Source organism: Pseudomonas idahonensis (assembly GCF_037903935.1).
Taxonomy (GTDB): Bacteria; Pseudomonadota; Gammaproteobacteria; order Pseudomonadales; family Pseudomonadaceae; genus Aquipseudomonas; species Aquipseudomonas danubii.
In genome coordinates, this window is the sequence record NZ_CP149586.1 from 2895136 (window position 1) to 2914249 (window position 19114).

At 63.8% G+C, this 19114-nt stretch carries 16 protein-coding genes; 8 read left to right on the forward strand and 8 right to left on the reverse strand.

The window, feature by feature from the left end; genetic code table 11:
- Positions 1-89: 89 nt before the first annotated feature.
- The 3 genes from copD to WIN67_RS13250 are packed head-to-tail and all read right to left on the reverse strand — an operon-like array spanning position 90 to position 1804.
- A complete protein-coding gene (gene copD, locus WIN67_RS13240) occupies positions 90-965 on the reverse strand; it encodes a copper homeostasis membrane protein CopD (protein ID WP_339071426.1) in 876 nt (291 codons plus the stop codon).
- A 3-nt stretch (positions 966-968) separates the two neighbouring features.
- Complete coding sequence (copC, locus tag WIN67_RS13245) at positions 969-1337, reverse strand: copper homeostasis periplasmic binding protein CopC (protein ID WP_339071427.1); 369 nt, start codon at positions 1335-1337, stop codon at positions 969-971.
- Between the two features lie 32 nt (positions 1338-1369).
- A complete protein-coding gene (locus tag WIN67_RS13250; protein ID WP_273923941.1) occupies positions 1370-1804 on the reverse strand; it encodes a GNAT family N-acetyltransferase in 435 nt (144 codons plus the stop codon).
- A gap of 264 nt (positions 1805-2068) precedes the next feature.
- Between WIN67_RS13250 and WIN67_RS13255 the strand changes: the two genes are divergently transcribed.
- Complete coding sequence (locus WIN67_RS13255; RefSeq protein WP_102879788.1) at positions 2069-2689, forward strand: TetR/AcrR family transcriptional regulator; 621 nt, start codon at positions 2069-2071, stop codon at positions 2687-2689.
- A gap of 415 nt (positions 2690-3104) precedes the next feature.
- Here the strand turns inward: WIN67_RS13255 and preA are convergent, their stop codons facing one another.
- The 3 genes from preA to hydA form a co-directional block, all read right to left on the reverse strand.
- Positions 3105-4379, reverse strand: a complete 1275-nt coding sequence (gene preA, locus WIN67_RS13260; protein ID WP_265074692.1) for an NAD-dependent dihydropyrimidine dehydrogenase subunit PreA — start codon at positions 4377-4379, stop codon at positions 3105-3107.
- Positions 4380-5747, reverse strand: coding sequence for an NAD(P)-dependent oxidoreductase (locus WIN67_RS13265; RefSeq protein WP_339071708.1), 1368 nt, complete (start codon positions 5745-5747; stop codon positions 4380-4382).
- Between the two features lie 586 nt (positions 5748-6333).
- The gene (gene hydA, locus WIN67_RS13270; RefSeq protein WP_102879786.1) at positions 6334-7773 is read right to left on the reverse strand and encodes a dihydropyrimidinase; all 1440 of its coding nucleotides are present in this window, start codon (positions 7771-7773) and stop codon (positions 6334-6336) included.
- Positions 7774-8394: 621 nt separating this feature from the next.
- Here hydA and WIN67_RS13275 point away from each other — a divergent pair.
- The 7 genes from WIN67_RS13275 (at position 8395) to msrA (ending at position 16992) form a co-directional block, all read left to right on the forward strand.
- Complete coding sequence (locus WIN67_RS13275) at positions 8395-9882, forward strand: NCS1 family nucleobase:cation symporter-1 (protein WP_265074694.1); 1488 nt, start codon at positions 8395-8397, stop codon at positions 9880-9882.
- 225 nt (positions 9883-10107) lie between these two features.
- Positions 10108-11385, forward strand: a complete 1278-nt coding sequence (locus WIN67_RS13280) for a Zn-dependent hydrolase (RefSeq protein WP_339071428.1) — start codon at positions 10108-10110, stop codon at positions 11383-11385.
- Between the two features lie 87 nt (positions 11386-11472).
- On the forward strand, positions 11473-12078 hold the full coding sequence (locus WIN67_RS13285) for a hypothetical protein (protein ID WP_339071429.1): 606 nt from the start codon (positions 11473-11475) through the stop codon (positions 12076-12078).
- 260 nt (positions 12079-12338) lie between these two features.
- Complete coding sequence (locus tag WIN67_RS13290; protein ID WP_213666186.1) at positions 12339-13307, forward strand: aliphatic sulfonate ABC transporter substrate-binding protein; 969 nt, start codon at positions 12339-12341, stop codon at positions 13305-13307.
- Between the two features lie 111 nt (positions 13308-13418).
- Positions 13419-15494 (forward strand): ATP-binding cassette domain-containing protein, encoded by a 2076-nt coding sequence (locus WIN67_RS13295; RefSeq protein ID WP_300240346.1) that lies wholly within the window; start codon positions 13419-13421, stop codon positions 15492-15494.
- The gene (locus WIN67_RS13300) at positions 15491-16546 is read left to right on the forward strand and encodes a glycine betaine ABC transporter substrate-binding protein (RefSeq protein ID WP_273923936.1); all 1056 of its coding nucleotides are present in this window, start codon (positions 15491-15493) and stop codon (positions 16544-16546) included. Before WIN67_RS13295 ends, WIN67_RS13300 begins: the two co-directional genes overlap by 4 nt.
- A complete protein-coding gene (gene msrA, locus WIN67_RS13305; RefSeq protein ID WP_273923935.1) occupies positions 16543-16992 on the forward strand; it encodes a peptide-methionine (S)-S-oxide reductase MsrA in 450 nt (149 codons plus the stop codon). Before WIN67_RS13300 ends, msrA begins: the two co-directional genes overlap by 4 nt.
- A gap of 98 nt (positions 16993-17090) precedes the next feature.
- Here msrA and WIN67_RS13310 read toward each other — a convergent pair whose 3' ends face one another.
- Together WIN67_RS13310 and WIN67_RS13315 are read right to left on the reverse strand one after the other, a co-directional pair.
- On the reverse strand, positions 17091-17363 hold the full coding sequence (locus WIN67_RS13310) for a hypothetical protein (protein WP_060843318.1): 273 nt from the start codon (positions 17361-17363) through the stop codon (positions 17091-17093).
- A gap of 1320 nt (positions 17364-18683) precedes the next feature.
- Positions 18684-19091, reverse strand: a complete 408-nt coding sequence (locus WIN67_RS13315; RefSeq protein ID WP_102864418.1) for a type II toxin-antitoxin system HicB family antitoxin — start codon at positions 19089-19091, stop codon at positions 18684-18686.
- Between the last annotated feature and the right edge of the window lie 23 nt (positions 19092-19114).

Consider the following 19114-nt stretch of genomic DNA (forward strand, 5'->3'; position numbering starts at 1 on the left):
CCAGGGGGGGAGGCCTTGAGATCGCTGAAGGTCCTGCGGACCTTTTCGCAGCCTGCGGCAGCGGCTACAGGGGCGCGGTGCGCGGGAGGTTATGCCGCCTGCATTGGCGGCAAGGTGCCCAGTAACGACACGGCGGCCACGGCGGCCACACCCAGCAACCACTCCACCAGCACGCTGCTGCGCAGGCTCGACAGGCGCTGGTCGCAGCCGCGGATGCGCAGGCGATTGAACAGCGCCAGCCCGAGCATGCCCGCCACCAGCAGCACCTTGATCAGCAGGATCAGAGCAAAACCGCTGAACAATGGCGTCGGCCACCACTGTCCGGTGAGCACCCGGACGTTGATCAGGCCGGTGATCAGCAAGCCGCTTACCAGCCCGTAACCCACGCCGCTGAAGCGCTTTAACAAGGGTTCGACAGACAGCCTCGCGGGTTGGCGCAACACCAGCAACAACACCAGCAAGCCCCCCAACCAGATGGCGACACAGCTTAAGTGCACGATCTGATTGAGGATCAGCATCTGCCCCTGCAGCCCATCAAGCATGGCGCCGTGACCCACCGGAGCCAGGGTTGCCAGGAGCAGGGCACCGAGCCCCAGTTGTAGTGGCAGGCTTCGGCCCAGCGGAGTCAGCAGCAGCCCCAGCAACAAGAGGTTGAGCAGCAGGTGCCAGGTCCAGATCTGGCCGAAGAAGGTCCTGCCCAGTACCAACCCCACGGTTGCCGGGTCCAGCGCCGCCGGCCAGGAGCCGGCCATGCTGGCGGTGATCAGCAGCAGCCAGCACAGGCCACTGCAAAGGCCGATCAGCGTCAACCAGCGGCTGAGCCGGTCGAGCTGTCGATGCACGGCGCCATGGCCGTTGTGCGCGGCATCTCGGCCCAGCAACAACGGGCGAAACACCCAGGCGCCGACCAGGGTCAACACCACCGCAAAGTGCACGAAGCGGCACAGCACCAGCCATGACGCCATGGATTACTGGCTCACCTTGAAGCTGTAGCTGCCTTCGCTCTTGTGGGTATCCACCGACACCGCGTGCCATTCCACCTTGTATTCGCCGGCGCGCAGCGGCGTGGCGGCGGGGGTGACCACCAGGGTTTTCTTGTCCGTACCTTCGGTGGCCAGGCTTTTCACTTCGAGGGGGGCACTGTCCTTGCTGATCGTCACTTGAGTGAAGGCCGCTTCCACGCCTTCGCTGAACATCAGGCGCAGTTCGTTGGGCGCAACCACGCTGCTGTTGGCCGCCGGGTTCGAGCCTTTCAGGTGGGCGTGGGCGAATACCGAGGAGGCGCCCAGCAGCGAGGCGAGCAGGGCGGTGGTGGTGAAGAGGTTTTTCAGTGACATGAGAGGGTTACCTTTATATAGAGGGCAGGGGCTCAACGATCGGGCAACTGCATGTGGATGATCGGAAACGGCCGGCCTTCGCCATCGGTTTCCGAGCGGCCGCAGTCGACGAAACCGTAGTGACGGTAAAAGCCATGGGCCTGTGGGTTCTGTTCATTGACGTCGACCTTAAGGCCCGGACGGCGTACGTGATCCAGGAGCTTTCGACCGATGCCCTGGCCGCGTTGGGCCGGTTCGATGAACAGCATCTGAACGGTGTCGTCGCTGGTGGCGATAAAACCGCCGGGGCTGGCGTCGGGGTTGTCCCAGACCCATGTTTCAAGGGCCGGCAGGTAGCTGTCGCGTACCAGCGGGTACAGGCGCTGGATATCGTCTTCGGCAATAAAGTCATGGGTGGCGCGGACCGAACGCTCCCAGAGCGCGGTCAGCAGGGCGTCGTCCGCAGCGACGCGAGGGCGAATCTTCATGGGGGTATTCCATCGGTAACAGGACAGATGGCCGGCGATGGGGCAGGGCCGGCATTCGGGCAGAGACCTGTATGCCCGTGTCGCGAATTAACGCCTGGACGGAGCACCGCAGTGGCTGCTGCAAATGAGCGGGAGGCCGATCCTACCCAATACGGGCGGGCGGCGAAAGACCCATCCAGGCCCGCAATGTCGCAGGCCTGACAGCTCCCCGCAGGGCGCGGGCGAATGCTAGTCTTGCCGCAGACTGTTTTCGTAGGAGCCCTCATGGGCAATCACAAGATCGAGATTCGTCGCAGCAACGTGGAAAAGATCCTCCTGGCGGCCGAGAAAATCTTCGCCGAAAAAGGTTATGCCGGGACCGCCATGGCCGACATCGCCGAAGAAGTGCAACTGCCGCGCTCCAACCTGCATTACTACTTCAGTACCAAGAACGAGCTGTACAGCGCCGTGCTCATGGACCTGCTGGACCTGTGGAAGCAGGACGCCCTGTGCTTTGAAATGTTCGACGATCCGCGGGTGGTGCTCAGCAGCTACATCCGCGCCAAGATGCAGCATTCGCGCAGCCGGCCTTATGGCTCCAAGGTCTGGGCCAACGAGATCATCCATGGCGCGCCGACCCTGGGCGAGGCATTGGATGCCAGCCTGTACGACTGGGCGAAGATGAAGGAAGCGAAGATCCGCCAATGGGTCGAGGCTGGACGGATCCTGCCGGTGGAACCGTCGAGCCTGCTGTACATGATCTGGGCCTCGACCCAGCATTACGCCGACTTCGACCACCAGGTGATGATCCTCAACGACCACCAGCCGCTGTCGGACCTGCAATTCGAACGCGCGGTGCAGACCGTCACCAGCGTCATCCTGCGGGGCATCGGCCTGGAGCCCTGAGCAACACGCGAAGTTGCAATCCCTGTTGACCTCAAGAGCGCTGCGAGCGTACCGCTCGTTCGCAGCCTGCGGCAGCGGCTACACGAAAACACCCGACCCCCGCAATTCCTGTAGCCGCTGCCGAGCCTGCGAGGCTGCGAAAAGGCCCGCAGGGCCTTGCTTGACGGTCTCCCGCCAAACCTCTGTTGGCCTCACGAGCGCCGCGAGCGTACCGCTCGTTCGCAGCCTGCGGCAGCGGCTACAAGAAACCATCCGATCCCCGTAATTTCTGTAGCCGCTGCCGAGCCTGCGAGGCTGCGAAAAGGCCCGCAGGGCCTTGCTTGACGGTCTCCCGCCACTCCTCTGTTGGCCTCAATAACGCTGCGAGCGTACCGCTCGTTCGCAGTCTGCGGCAGCGGCTACAAGTGGTGCGGTGTTACACGGCTTCGCGGTAGGGGTTGCGCGGGTCGTGCAGCCAGTCGAGGAAGGGCTTGCCCGTGTCCTGGGGCACCATTTCGATGCAGTCCTGCACCGGGCAGGTGATCTGGCACAGGTTGCAGCCCACGCACTCGTCGTCGATCACTTCGTATTTATGGGTGCCGTCGGCCTGCCTGAGGCTGGCAATCGCTTGGTGCGAGGTGTCTTCGCAGGCGATATGGCAGCGGCCGCAACCAATGCACGCCTGCTGGTCGATCTTGGCGATCACCTGGTAGTTGATGTCCAGGTACTTCCAGTCGGTGGTGTTGCCCACCGCGCGCCCGGAGAAGTCTTGCAGGCTGTGGTAGCCCTGGCTGTCCATCCACCGCGACAGGCCGTCCTTCATCTCGTCGACGATGCGAAAGCCATGCAGCATCGCCGCCGTGCACACTTGCACCGCACCGCAGCCCAGGGCGACGAACTCCGCCGCATCGCGCCAGTTGCCGATGCCGCCAATGCCGCAGATCGGCAGGCCGCGGGTCTGCGGGTCACGGGCAATCTCGGCCACCATGTTCAGGGCAATCGGCTTGACCGCCGAGCCGCAGTAGCCGCCGTGGGTGCTCTGGCTGCCCACCATCGGGTGGGCCACCATGCGTTCCAGGTCGACGCTGGTGATGGAGTTGATGGTGTTGATCAGCGACACCGCATCGGCGCCGCCGCGATGGGCGGCGCGGGCGGCCATGCGGATGTCGGTGATGTTCGGCGTCAGCTTGACGATCACCGGCAGCGAGCAATAGGTCTTGCACCAGCGGGTCACCTGCTCGACGTATTCCGGCACCTGGCCCACCGCCGCGCCCATGCCGCGTTCCGGCATGCCGTGGGGGCAGCCGAAGTTCAGCTCGATGCCGTCGCAACCGGTGGCTTCCACCAGGGGCAGGATGGCTTTCCAGGATTCCTCGACGCAGGGCACCATCAGCGACACGATCAGCGCCCGGTCCGGCCAGTCCTTCTTCACCTGGGTGATTTCCTTGAGGTTGATCTCCAGGGAACGGTCGGTGATCAGCTCGATGTTGTTGATGCCCATCACTTCCCGGTTCGGTCCGAAATGCGCGGAATAACGGGACGAGACGTTGACCGCCGCCGGGTCCTCACCCAGGGTTTTCCAGACCACGCCGCCCCAGCCGGCCTCGAACGCGCGAACCACGTTGTAGGCCTTGTCGGTGGGCGGCGCGGAGGCCAGCCAGAACGGATTGGGGGCTTTGATACCGGCGAAGACAATCGACAAATCGGCCATTTACGCAGCCTCCACATTGAGCATGAGTTGGGCATGCATGGCTTCTGCGGCCAGCTTGCCGTGTTGCACTGCCTGCACGGTCAGGTCCTGGCCGAGGCTGACGCAATCGCCGCCGGCGTAGACCCCGGGAATGCTGGTGCGCAGCTGTTCGTCCACCTGGATACGTTCCCCGCAACGCTGCAGTTCCCGCGCCAGTGGATCGGCCAGGGCGCCGCCGTCGAACGACTGGCCGATGGCCTTGAAGATCGCGTCGGCCGCCAGCTCGAAGGTTTCCCCGGTGTGTTGCAAACGGCCTTCGTGCATGTGGGTGCGGGCGAAGCGCATGCCGCGCACCCGGCCCTGGTCATCCAGCAGCACGTCTTGCGGTGCGGCCCAGGTCAGCAGGCGCACCTGATTGGCCTTGGCGATTTCCTGCTCGTGCGCGGTGGCGCCCATGTCCTCGACGCCCCGGCGGTACACCAGATTGACGTCCCGGGCGCCGAGGCGGGCCATTTGCACGGCCATGTCGATGGCGGTGTTGCCGGCGCCGAGGACGATACAGCGGTCGGCCAGGGGCAACTGGCTGAGGTCGTCGGCCTGACGCAGTTCGCGGATGTAGTCGGTGGCGGCCAGCAGCCCGGGGGCGTCTTCATGTTCCAGCCCCAGCTGTTTGCTGGCGGCCAGCCCGAGGCCAAGGAATACCGCGTCGAACTCCTGATGCAGTTGGCTCAGGCTCAGGTTGGCGCCGAGTTTGTGCCCGTGGCGGATCTCGATGCCGCCAATCCCCAGCAGGAACTCCAGCTCCTGCTGAGCGAAGTCATCCACCAGCTTGTACTTGGCGATTCCATATTCGTTGAGGCCGCCGGCTTTCTCCCGGGCTTCGAAAATCACCACCTCGTGGCCGTGCAGGGCGCTGCGGTGGGCGCAGGACAAACCCGCCGGGCCGGCGCCGACCACGGCGATGCGCTTGCCAGTGGGTGCGGCGCGCTGGAACGGGTGCTCGGTGAAGTGCGCATTGTCCAGGGCATAGCGTTGCAGCAGGCCGATCAGCACCGGCGCGCACTCCTGGGCGTTGTTGCGCACGCAGGCCTGCTGGCAGAGGATTTCCGTGGGGCAGACTCTTGCGCAACTGCCGCCGAGGATATTGGCCGAGAGAATCTTCTGCGCCGCGCCCTGGACGTTGTCGGTGTGGATATTGCGGATGAACGAAGGAATGTCGATCTCGCTGGGGCAGGCGTTGACGCAGGGCGCGTCGTAGCAATACAGGCAGCGCGAGGCTTCCAGATGGGCCTGGCGGGCGTTGAGTGGTGGCGCCAGATCGCTGAAATGGCTGGCCAGGGTGGCGCCGTCCAGGGTCGGGTGGGGCAAGTGGTTCAAGGTCTTGATCACGGTTTTGGCCTCACGGTTTTTCATCTGCCTCTGACGGGCATGGGTGTTCACGAAACTGCTATCTGTCCTGCCGTCCTGCCGTCCTGTAGCCGCTGCCGAGCCTGCGAGGCTGCGCAAAGGCCCGCAGGGCCTTGCTTGGCGATCTCCCGCCAATCCTCTGCTGGCCTCACGAGCGCCGCGAGCGTACCGCTCGTTCGCAGCCTACGGCAGCAGCTACACGAAACCACCTGTTCCCCGCACTCCCTGTAGCCGCTGCCGAGCCTGCGAGGCTGCGAAAAGGCCCGCAGGGCCTTGCTTGGCGATCTCCCGCCAACCCTCTAGTGGCCGCAAGAACGCTGCGAGCGTACCGCTCGTTCGCAGCCTGCGGCAGCGGCTACACGAAACCACCTGTTCCCCGCACTCCCTGTAGCCGCTGCCGAGCCTGCGAGGCTGCGAAAAGGCCCGCAGGGCCTTGCTTGGCGATCTCCCGCCAACCCTCTGGTGGCCTCAAGAACGCTGCGAGCGTACCGCTCGTTCGCAGCCTGCGGCAGCGGCTACACAGAGCGTGGATTGGCATTGGGCCTTGCGTGACGTTCTTGCGCCGGGATCAGCGTTTGACGGCGGTTGGCTTGTGCTGCTCGGCGCGTTTGCTCAAGAGGTCGAACACTGCCGGGTAGGCCGGGCGTTCGATGTAGCGCCCGGCGCCGCGTTCGGCTCGCAGATCGCCGTCGGCCCACACCAGCTTGCCCTGGCTGATGGTGTGGCTGGGCACGCCGCGCACGGTCTTGCCTTCGAAGATGTTGAAGTCCACCTGCTGGTGGTGGGTCTTGGCGGAGATGGTCCGCGTGCCTTGCGGGTCCCAGAGCACCAGGTCGGCATCGGCGCCGACGCGGATCGCGCCCTTGCGCGGGTAGAGGTTGAAGATCTTCGCGGTGTGGGTGGAGGTCAGGGCCACGAATTCCTGCATCGACAGGCGTCCGCTGTTGACCCCTTCATCCCAGAGCACGGCCATGCGGTCCTCGATGCCGGCGGTGCCGTTGGGGATCTTGCTGAAATCATCGCGGCCGGCGGCTTTCTGCTCGGCGCAGAAGCAGCAGTGGTCGGTGGCGGTGGTGTGCAGGTTGCCCGATTGCAGGCCGTGCCACAGCGCTTCCTGGTGGCCACGAGGGCGGAAGGGTGGGCTCATCACGTAACCGGCGGCGGTCTGCCAGTCCGGGTCGCGGTACACGCTGTCGTCCAGCAGCAGGTGGCCGGCCAGCACTTCACCGTAGACCGGTTGGCCCTTGCTGCGGGCGTAGGTGATTTCGTCCAGCGCCTCTTTGGTCGAAACGTGCACCAGGTACAGCGGCGTGCCCAGGGTTTGGGCGATACGGATCGCCCGGCTGGCGGCTTCGCCTTCCACTTGCGAGGGCCGCGACAGCGGGTGGGCTTCTGGCCCGGTGATGCCCTGGGCCAGCAACTTGCGTTGCAGGTGGTACACCAGTTCGCCGTTCTCCGCGTGCACCGTGGGCACCGCGCCCAGTTCCAGGCAGCGCTCGAAGCTGGCCACCAGGGTGTCGTCGGCGGCCATGATGGCGTTCTTGTAGGCCATGAAGTGCTTGAAACTGTTGATGCCGTGGTGCTGTACCAGCTCGGCCATTTCCTCGCGCACCTGCTCGCTCCACCAGGTGATGGCCACGTGGAAGCCGTAGTCGCTGGCGGATTTCTCGGCCCAGCCGCGCCATTGGTGGAAGGCCTCCAGCAACGACTGCTGCGGGTTGGGAATCACGAAGTCGATGATCGAGGTGGTGCCCCCCGCCAGGCCCGCCGCGGTGCCGCTGAAGAAGTCTTCGCTGGCCACGGTACCCATGAAGGGCAGTTGCATGTGGGTATGGGGATCGATGCCGCCAGGCATCAAGTATTGGCCGCTGCCGTCGAGCACTTCACAGCCGGCGGGAATATCCAGATTGTTGCCGATGGCGCGAATTAGACCGCCTGCGCAGAGTACATCGGCTTTGTAACTTTCATCATGGGTAATAACGGTGGCGCCACGGATCAACAGAGACATTCCGAGTTCCTCGCAGGCATGACCGACTGGTGCCGGTTCTAACTTTTTTATTGAACGCACTGACGACTTAATAATCCTGTCAGCGGTGTCAGGATTAGAAGCTAGCCGGAGTTTAAAGAAACAGCAAGAATATTTTATATAAGCTTATATTCACTTTAACTTGTTGAAAAATAACGATAAAAAACACAAATCCGCAAAATGGTGCGGCTCATCACCATTTTGACGCACTTGACAGGATCGAAAAATAGTCGAGATTTCCTATGTCAAATCAGCTGCTTGAGGAGTCGCGAGAAAGACTAATCGATAACTTGGAAAATTAACGTGCACCGCTTTGGGTCCTGACCAAACGGACAACTTGCCAAACACCCGGCCTGAGTGAGTTGGCAACTAACCGAGGGCTACAAAGTTGGTTGAATAAAACTGAGTGGTATCAGTTGTTTACATGGATTTCGCACACTGTGCAGTAGCGAGTTCGGCCGTAGTTGGCATCTTTATTGATTGCCGCCGCAGATCGCTGGCCAGGAGGGCGGAAGTCGTCAGTTCTCCGGCCATCGTCCGGCGCGCTGTTCCTGAGTGCGCCGGCCTGATGAGCAAAATAATCAGAACAACAGTGGAGCGGCCATGCAACAGATCAGATCCCAGGTGACCGAGCGCGAAGGCTTGTATGAGCTGGACGCCGGCAGCGACGTGCTCGACAGCCCCCGTTACAACCACGACATCGCACCAACCAAGGTCCAGGAACGCACCTGGAACAAATGGCACATCACCGCACTGTGGATCGGCATGTCGATCTGCGTGCCCACCTACACCCTGGGCGGGGTACTGACCGCCTACTTCGGCCTCAGCGTCGGCGAGGCGCTGCTGGCGATTCTGCTGGCCAATATCGTGGTGCTGGTGCCCCTGACCCTCAACGCCTTTGCCGGCACCAAGTACGGCATTCCGTTCCCGGTGCTGCTGCGCTCGTCGTTCGGCATCATCGGCTCCAACGTGCCGTGCCTGATCCGCGCCTTGGTAGCCTGCGGCTGGTTCGGCATCCAGACCATGTTCGGCGGGTTGGCGATCCACCTGTTCCTGGGCTCGATCTTCGAGGGCTGGAAGGCCCTGGGCGGCACCGGCGAGGTGATCGGCTTCATGATCTTCTGGACCCTCAACCTGTGGGTGGTGCTGCGCGGCGCCGAGTCGATCAAGTGGCTGGAAACATTGTCTGCGCCGCTGCTGGTGGCGGTGGGCATCGGGCTGCTGGTGTGGGCCTTGCCCAGTGTGTCGCTGACTGAGTTGCTGGCGATCCCGCCCAAGCGTCCCGAAGGCGCCAGCGTCACCAGTTACTTCATGGCCGGGCTCACCGCCATGGTCGGCTTCTGGGCCACCTTGTCGCTGAACATTCCCGACTTCAGCCGCTACGCGAAAAGCCAGAAGGACCAGATCCTCGGGCAGATCTTCGGTCTGCCGCTGACCATGTTCCTGTTCGCCGCCCTGGGGGTGGTGATGACTGCCGCCTCGGTAAAACTGGTGGGGGTCACTGTCTCCGACCCGGTGAGCCTGATCGGCCACATCCAGAGCCCGGGCTGGGTAGCCCTGGCCATGGCGCTGATCATTATCGCCACCTTGTCCACCAACACCGCAGCCAATATCGTCTCGCCCACCAATGACTTCCAGAACCTGGCGCCCAAGCTGATCGGCCGCACCACGGCGGTGATCCTCACCGGCCTGGTGGGGCTGGCGCTGATGGGCCACGAGTTGTTGAAAAAGCTCGGCCTGCTGATTTCCGACGTCAGTCTGGAGACGGTGTATTCCAACTGGCTGTTGGGCTACTCCAGCCTGCTGGGGCCGATCGCCGGGATCATGGTGGTGGACTATTTCCTGATCAAGAAACAGCGCCTGGACCTGGCCGGCCTGTACCGCGACGACGTCTACCCGGCGTGGAACTGGCACGGTTTCATCGCCTTTGGCGTACCGGTGGCCCTGACCCTGATGTCCCTGGGCAGCAGCGCCTTCAACTGGTTCTACAGCTACGGCTGGTTCACCGGTTCGGCCCTGGGCGGGTTGATCTACTACGGCCTGTGCACCTGGCGCAGCACCCAGGTGGCGACCGCCAAGACCCCAACATGAACACCCAGCCAGCGCTCACGTGCTCACCACATACGCGCGGTTTTTTGTAGGCGCTGGCTTGCCAGCGAAGGCGTCGGCACGGGCGACGCACATCTTGCGCGCCCCTTCGCCGGCAAGCGCAACACCACCCGGCCTGCTCCTACCGATTGTTGCAAGGCCGTTATCCCGGGTGATTGCGTCACGCATCCCCCGACAAAATCAGAAGAAATGCCTGAGGAGATCACCATGAACGCTGCCGTCGAGGTTCTGCAATCCAGCCATCAGCACATCAACCGCGACCGTCTGTGGCAGTCGCTCATGGCGCTGGCCCAGCTCGGCGCCACGGTCAAGGGTGGGGTCTGCCGTCTGGCCCTGACCGACCTCGACCGCCAGGCCCGGGATTTGTTCGTGAAGTGGTGCGAGGAGGCCGGTTGCACGGTCACGGTGGACGGTATCGGCAACATCTTCGCCCGCCGCCCCGGGCGCAATCCGCACCTGCCTCCGGTGATGACCGGCAGTCATATCGACACCCAGCCCACTGGCGGCAAGTTCGATGGCTGCTTCGGCGTGTTGGCCGGGGTCGAGGTGCTGCGCACCCTCAATGACCTCAAGCTTGAAACCGAAGCGCCCCTGGAAGTGGTGGTGTGGACCAACGAAGAGGGTTCGCGCTTCCCACCGTGCATGATGGGCTCCGGGGTGTTCGCCGAGAAATTCACCCTGGAGGACACCCTGGCCAAGACCGATGTCGAGGGCATCAGCGTCGGCGAGGCGCTGAACGCCATCGGCTACGCCGGCACGCGCCCGGTCAGCGGGCATCCGGTGGGCGCCTATTTTGAAGCGCATATCGAGCAAGGCCCGATCCTGGAGGACGAGCGCAAGACCATAGGCATTGTGCTCGGCGCCCTCGGCCAGAAGTGGTTCGACCTCAAGCTGCGCGGTGTCGAAGCCCACGCCGGCCCAACGCCGATGCACCTGCGCAAGGACGCCCTGGTGGGCGCTGCGGCCGTGGTCGCGGCGGTCAACCGCGCCGCCCTCGGCCATCAGCCCCACGCCTGTGGCACCGTCGGCTGCCTGCAAGCCTACCCGGGCTCGCGTAACGTGATTCCGGGCGAGGTGCGCATGACCCTGGACTTCCGCCACCTGGAGCCGGCGCGCCTGGATTCGATGATTGCCGAAGTGCGCCAAGTGATCGACAACACCTGCGAAGAACACGGCCTGAGCTACGAACTGACCCCCACCGCGGACTTCCCACCGCTGTACTTCGACCCGGTCTGTGTCGACGCCGTGCGCGGAGCCGCGCAGGGCTTGGGGTTGTCCCACATGGACATCGTCAGCGGCGCCGGGCACGACGCGATCTTCGTCGCCGAACTGGGCCCGGCGGGGATGATCTTCGTGCCCTGCGAAGGTGGCATCAGCCACAACGAAATCGAAAACGCCGACCCCGACGACCTCGCCGCCGGCTGCGCCGTCCTGCTGCGCGCCATGCTCGCCGCCTCCCAATCCATCGCCCAGCGCCAAGCGTAGGAGCCGGCTTGCCGGCGAAGGGGCCCGCCAGACGTGCACCGCCCATGCCGAGGCCTTTGCTGGCAAGCCTGCTCCTGCCGGAGCAGCGTGAGCCGCTTTGCCTGGCGTACACTGGCGAACTTTTCGCACGGGATGTCGACAATGCACAGGATGGCGCTTTGCTTGGCCCTGGCTCTGAGCCTGGGGGGCTGTATCGATTACAAATGGGGCCACGACTGGAAGGCCGACAATCCGGGCGGCTGGCAAGACGCAAGCGTTGTCGGTTTCGACAAAGGCACGGCGTTCCAGCTGGCCTGCGGGGGCAGCCCTCTGTATGTGAACGTGGAGACCCACGCCTCCCATCAACTTTTATCGCTGTTCTTCATCCCGTTGTTTTCCGCGTCGGACGATGACGGCCATGTGCAGATCAGGGCCAATCACCCCAGCCTGATGACATGTGCTTCGCCTGCGCAAAACCCTCTGCTGCTGAAGTTGGACAACCGGCCCATTCAGGCTGCTGGCTTCTCGCGGCGTAGCAGCGAAGGCCTGTGCATCATCGACCTGGGCCCGCGCGAGTTGCAGGGCGAGCAGCTGTCGATCGAGGTCAATCAGGCCGTGCTGCCGTGTGCCGTGGCGCCGATGACCCTGAAAAAGGACAGTTTCTTCTGCCTGCGGGCTACAAAGTTCGGCGGCTCGACACCGTGCGGTCGGTAGCCAAAAAGCAAGGCCCTGCTTACCGAACGCGGCCCGACCTTTCGCAGCCTCGCGGGCTCGGCAGCGGCTACAGGGTCCGTGGCGAGCTGGTTTTTTGTAGCCGCTGCCGCAGGCTGCGCACGCCCGGCACGGGCGTAGGGGGTAGGGCCGAGATAGAGCTGCCAGCCGAACCTAAGCTAATTCCTAAAAAGTATTTATTTTCGATTTATTAGATCGATTAGCTTTTAGCGACTCTCCTGTCTCCCAGAAGGTTCGCCCCCATGCGCCTGCCCTTTGCTTTGCGTCGTAGCTTGTCGATCACCGCCCTGGCCGGTCTGGCGCTGGGCATGGCCCTCAATGCCCAGGCCGATACCGATCTGCGCATCGGCTACCAGAAATCCTCGACCCTGCTGGCGCTGCTCAAGGCCCAGGGCACCCTGGAAAAACAGCTGGCGGGGCAGGGCGTCAACATCACCTGGCACGAATTCACCAGTGGCCTGCCGCTGGCTGAATCGCTGAACGTGGGCAACGTCGACATCAGCGCCGATGTCGCCGACACGGTGCCGGTCTTCGCCCAGGCCGCCGGGGCCAAACTGACCTATTTCGCCACTGAAACCCCGTCGCCCGCCGCTCAGTCCATCGTCATCCCCAAGGATTCGCCGCTCAAATCCCTGGCCGACCTCAAGGGCAAGCGCATCGCCGTGACCAAGGCTGCCGGCAGCCACTACCTGCTGATCGCCGCCTTGCGCGAAGTGGGCTTGAGCTTCGCCGATATCCAACCGGTGTACCTGACCCCGGCCGACGGCCGCGCGGCGCTTGAAACCGCCAAGGTCGATGCCTGGGTCACCTGGGAACCCTTTGTCGCCAGCGCCCAGCGCCAGCAGGGCGCGCGGGTGCTGCACGACGGCCAGGGGCTGGCCAGTTATCGCCGTTACTACCTGGCTTCCAACGACTACGCCAAGGCCCATCCCGAGGTGTTGCAGCAAGTGTTCGCCGAGCTGCAGAAGACCGGCACCTGGGTCAAGGCGCACCCGGCCGAGGCGGCGAAACTGCTGGGCCCGCTGTGGGGCAACCTGGACGTGCCGACGGTGGAACTGGCCAACAGCCGCCGCACCTACAAGGTGGAAGCGGTCAAGCCGGACGCCCTGGGCGAGCAGCAGAAAATCGCCGATGCCTTCTACCAGGAAAAGCTCTTGCCCAAGCCGGTGGATGCCCGGGCGGTGCAGTTGTGGAGCCCCAAATCCTTGTAGTGGCTCGTTAGGTCGCTTTCGCTTGTAGGAGCCGGCTTGCCGGCGAACAGGTCCCCCTTTTTCTTGTTCACCGCCGGCTACGCCATCCCGCGCCCGGCGTCAGGAGTTCCCGTGTCTGCCGTTCACCCCCAAGAGGCCTTTGCCGTCCCAGCCTCCGTCAGCCCGCCCGCGGATAACGCCGACGTGGTGCTGGAATTACGCCACCTGACCAAGCACTACGCCCGCCGCCGTGGCCAGTCCGCTCCGCCTGCGGTGCAGCAGGTCAGCCTCAAGGTGCGCCGTGGCGAAGTGCTGTGCCTGATGGGCACCTCCGGCAGCGGCAAGTCCACCTTGCTGCGCCATATCAACCGGTTGATCGAGCCCAGCAGCGGCGAAGTGCTGATCGACGGTTCGGCCATCAGCCAGCTGTCGGCCAAGGAACTGCGCACCCTGCGTTCGCGGCGCATCGGCATGGTGTTCCAGCACTTCGGCCTGCTGCCCCATCGCAGCGTGCGCGACAACGTCGCCTTGCCCCTGGAGCTGCGCGGCGAGTCTGAAGCCCTGCGCCATGCCGCAGCCGACGTGCAGTTGCAGGCCATGGGCCTGGAAGGCTGGGGCGATCACTATCCCCATGAACTGTCCGGCGGCATGCAGCAGCGGGTCGGGCTGGCCCGGGCCCTGGTCAGCGAGCCGGACATCCTGTTGATGGACGAACCCTTCAGCGCCCTGGACCCGACCATTCGCCGTGACCTGCAAAGCCACTTTCTGCGGGTGGTGCGCGAGCGTGGCATTAGTACCTTGCTGGTGACCCACGACCCGGCCGAAGCCCTGCGCCTGGCGGACCGCATCGCTGTGCTGCGCCACGGCCAGCTGATTCAGGTCGGTACGCCCGAGGAACTGCTGAAGCAACCGGCGGATGCCGAGGTGGCGGACTTCTTCCAGGAACACGGCGCCCGCAGCGCCACGCCGGTGGTGGCGGCGATTGCACCGAGCAACGCTGTTGCGGCACCGGCACCGGTCAGCCCCGGACTGTCCTCGGCCCAGGCCCTGCTGCTGGGGCCCGCCGCCCTGGCCGCCAGCGGTCGCGGTGGCCTGTATTGGCTGGGCTTTGCCCTGGAATTGGGTGCGGCCGCAGCCTTGGGGCAAGGGCTGGCCACGGCCAGTTTCGCCTGGGCCGGCTTGGCGCTCATCGGCTTGCTGCTCAGCCGCCTGTTGAGCCTGACCCTGGCCCGCCGCCCCAGCCGCCTGGGCCGTTCCGACTGGCGTCTGCCGTGGCTGGTGTTGCTGCTGTGCCAGGCCCTGGTGCTGTGGCGGGTTCTGGCCGCCGATGCCTCGGGCCCCTGGCTGCAGTTTCCCGCCGACCGCCAAGTGCTGCTGGGCACCGCCGCGGCCATCGACCAACTGATTGCCTGGTCCCAGGTGACGTTCGAAAGCACCTTCGTCGGCGTGATAGTCGCCGTGCGCACGGTGATCGACAGCACCGAAAGCCTGCTGGGCTGGCTGCCCTGGCCGGTGCCGGCCCTGGCCCTGGTGCTGCTGGCCTGGCGCAGCGCCGGTGCCGCCCTGGCCCTGACCAGCGCCGCGGCCTTGCTCTACATCGGCCTGTTCGGTTTCTGGGAACGGACCATCGCCACCCTGGCCCTGGTGGGTTCCTCGGTGCTGATCTCGCTGTTGATCGGTGTGCCCGCCGGCATCCTCCTGGCCAAGCGCGCCCTGGCCCGGCGCCTGATCACTCCGCTCTTGGACGTGATGCAGACCCTGCCGACCTTCGTGTACCTGATTCCGGCGGTGGCGTTCTTCTCGGTGGGCAAGACCCCGGCGGTGATCGCCACGGTGATCTTCGCCCTGGCGCCGATGATCCGCCTCACCGCCCTGGGGATTCAGGAAGTGCCCAAGACCGCCGTCGAAGCGGCCCTGGCCCACGGCGCTACGCCGTGGCAGATCCTGACCAAGGTCGAACTGCCCCTGGCTGCGGGCTCCTTGCTACTGGGGATCAACCAGACCCTGGTGATGAGCCTGTCGATGGTGGTGGTGGCGGCGCTGATCGGCGCCGGCGGCCTGGGCTACGACGTGATGACCGCGCTGCGCAACATCAAAGGCGGCGAGGGCATGTTGGCCGGCGCCGCGATCGTGTTCTGCGCGCTGATTCCCGACCGCATCATTCAAGCGACCCTGCGCCAGCGGGATCGCACATTGCATCAATCATGAGGTGTCCCTTGAACAAGTCGTTTACTCGTACCCTTGGCGCCGCCGCGCTGTTGTTGGGTTTGTCCCTGCCGGTGCTGGCCAAGGACAAGATCGTCATTGGCGAGCAGAACTGGACCGGCGCCATCGCCATCCAGAACATCCTTGGCGAAGTGATCAAAAGCCGCCTCGACGGCGACGTTTCCTACCTCGCCGGTGATGTACCGGTACTGTTCGCCGCCGCTGCCAAGGGCGACGGCTCGGTGGACGTGCTGACCGATATCTGGCTGCCCAACCAGTCCGCCGCCTGGGCCAAATACGTCACCGGCGGCACCCGCTCCCTGGTGCCCAACAAGCAGCCGTACCTGGGGGTGCAGGGCTTCTACATTCCCGGCTACTTGCAAGACAAATACGGCGTGAAGTCGGTCTACGACCTGCAAAAGCCTGAAGTGGCCAAACTCTTCGAACCCCTGGGCGGCGGCAAGGCCCAACTGCTGGTGGGCCCGGCGGGCTGGGAGTCGACCTACATCGGCCAGATCAAGGCCAAGGATTTCGGCTTTGCCGATCAATTCGAATCGGTGTCCACCGAAGCCTCGGTGACCTACGCCAAGCTCGCCGCCGCCTACAAGGCCCAACGTGGCGTGGTGTTCTACGCCTACACCCCGGACTGGATCTTCTCCGCCTTCGACCTGCGCCGCCTGGATGAACCGGCGTTCGACGGCTACGCCCAGGACAACAAGAAGGGCGACCCGCTGTACAAGGCCGACGGCTGCTGGAAGTTCATCAGCCCGACGGTGGATGCCGACTGGCTGAGCAAGAGCAAGATCACCTGCGCCTACCCGGATGCACGGGTGTATGTTCTGGCGTCCAGCGCCCTGCAAAAACGCGCGCCGCGAATTGCCGCGTTCCTGGAGAACTTCAGCATCGAACCTCAGGCCCTGAACGACCTGATTCTCAAGATCGAAAAGGAACAGCAACCGGCGGCGCAGGCGGCCAAGGAATGGGTGGCGGCGCATCCGCAGATCGTTGATGGCTGGCTGGGTGCCAGCGGTGAAAAGGTTGGGGTGGCTCAATGAGTGGGCTTGAACAAGCGACCTTCGGCGCCGGGTGTTTCTGGGGCGCGGAAGCCGCGTTCCGGGCGCTGCCGGGGGTAGTGGACAGTCGCGTCGGCTACGCCGTGGAAGCGGCGGATGAAGCCTTGCAAATTGAAGTGGTGCAGGTGGATTTCGACCCGCAGGTGCTGGCGTATACCCGCCTGATCGAACACTTTTGGGATCTGCACGATCCCACTTCGGTGGATCGTCAGGGTGAGCATGGCGGGGTGAAATATCGCTCGGCGATTTTCCACACCAACGCTGTGCAGGCCGAACAGGCGAGGGCGGCCAAGACCGCCCTGCAAGACTCCGGCCGCCTCAACAAACCCGTAGTCACGGTCATCGTGCCCCTGGGCCGTTTCGACCTGGCGGATGAAGCGCACCAGCGTTACCTGGAGAGGAATGGCCTGAGCAGTTGCCACATTTAAGCCGCAAGCTTGGAGCTTGAGTCTCAGTTGTCTGTATGCAAGTTGCTCTTTGTGGCGAGGGAGCAAGCTCCCTCGCCACAGGTCAGCGAACAGAATTCCTACGCGACCCGCCACTGAATCACTTCCAGCACCGCGCAGCCTTCGCGGGTGAGCAGGTGCACGCCACGGGTGATGCGGGTCAGGTCGCAATCGCTGATGTCTTTCAGCCCCAGGGTGGACAGGCTGTCCATCAGGTCGCGGACCACGGTGAAACGGTGGGCGGCGCTGCTGGCCAGGTCGCTCAAGGGCGCTTGGGTGTCGAGGTAGAACACCGGGTGTTCGGTGTCGTGGGTGTCGATGGGGGTGAAGCGAGGGAGGTGATGGTCAGTCATAGGTGCGGCTCCTGCTTATAGAGCAATCGCCTTTTTGCCGACCGTGAGGATTGGGGCAGTGATGCGCGAGCAGGCTGGCCGGGGATAGGGCAACAGCACATCTTGAGGTGTCCCGCGCACCACCGTCATAACCTTTGATCGCAGGGACAAAAGCGACTGCGAGGATGTTTGAAAGTGGATGCGTTCCTATATTCGACCGGCCAAGGTCGCTCGCGGATTGGGTTGCGAGGGGCTGACTATAGGAGCGGCGTCATAGCGCTGCAACAGGGTGGTTGGGGAGATGTTTGAGCGCTTGTTTCGTGGTGTAGGTGGCTGGTTTTGGTGGGGGGCATATCCGTTGCTGCGGGTGTGGCGGCTGGCGGTTTTGTCTTTGTGGCGAGGTTGACGGGATGCATATTCGTTGCTGCGGTAACGACCGCTGGAGGTTTCGCCTTTATGGCGGGGGACGGGGTACATATCCGTTGCTGCGGTCATGGCCACTTAGGGTTTCGCCCTTACGGCGAGTCCCTTTTGTCAAACGCCACAAAAGGAACCAAAAGGGCTTGCCCCTCCATACGGCCCCTCGCTAGGGCTCGGGGTGCCCGAGCTCCGGCATTGCTCCGGGGGCCCGCCGCCAACCGGCCATCCATGGCCGGGTGGCGGCTAGCTCGGCATCCATGCCGAGCTGCCCCCTACGCAACGCCTACGCTCGGCCTGCTGGGAAGGGGCCTGAAGATCAAGATCAAAAGCCAAGCGCGTGTTACGCGCTGTTCGTAGGAGCCGGCTTGCCGGCTAAGAGGCCCGCAAGACATGCGTCGCCCTGGCGGACGCCTTCGCTGGCAAGCCAGCTCCTACAGGGGGCGGTGCACACCGATCAATCTCCAGGCCGGCCGGCAGGCCGCCGTCAGATTTTGCCTTTGCTTTTGATCTGGCTTTTGATCTTCCTGCCCCTTTAGACACGATGGCCGAACGCAGGCATTGAGCCGTGGGTAACCCGGCAGGACGCCGGGTTAGCCGCACTGGGCCAGGGATGGCCCATTGCGGCGGCCCACGGATCAATGCCGGAGTTCGGGCATGCCGAGCCTAGGCGAGGCACCGAGTGGAGGGGCAGGAGCCCTTTGCTTACTTTGGGGCTTTTCCAAAGTGAGTCGCTGTAAGAGCGAAACCCTAAGCGGCCGTAACCGCAGCAACGGATATGTACCCAGAACTCGCGGTAAGGGCGAATCACTTTGGCAAAGCCGGAATGCCGGTCCAGCTCAAAATAACCAAAGGGTTCCTGCTCCGGTTTCCGGCGCCTCGTTCCGGGCTCCTGAAGTGGGAGTGAGAGCAAGTGCAAAGCCCTCAAACGCCCTGCAAGACCCTCAACGCAGCTTGAGCCAAAAAGCCCGATCGGCTTTTCTGTTCCGGATGATGTTTCACATATTCATCAATTCGATTCAGCAAATAGCCCGGCAGCGTGATGTTGAGTTTTTCCGCCTTGCCCATGTAGCGAGTGATGTCGATATCAATCACGGCCCAAGTGCAGCCTTGATACTGGGGATTGGCGGCGTGGAGGGTCACTGTGCGCGCGGTGGGAATGGCTGCTCCTTCTTCGGCCAGTAATTCCAGGTGGCCTTCGATGGCTTCGCGGGCCATGGCCATGGCGTCGTCGAGGTCGTCACCGGCGGAAAAGCAGCCAGGAATATCGGGTACTTCCACACCCCAGGCGTGTTGGTCGTCACCGGGGAGAATGGCAATGGGATAGAGCATGGACTGATCCTCCTTCGGACCTG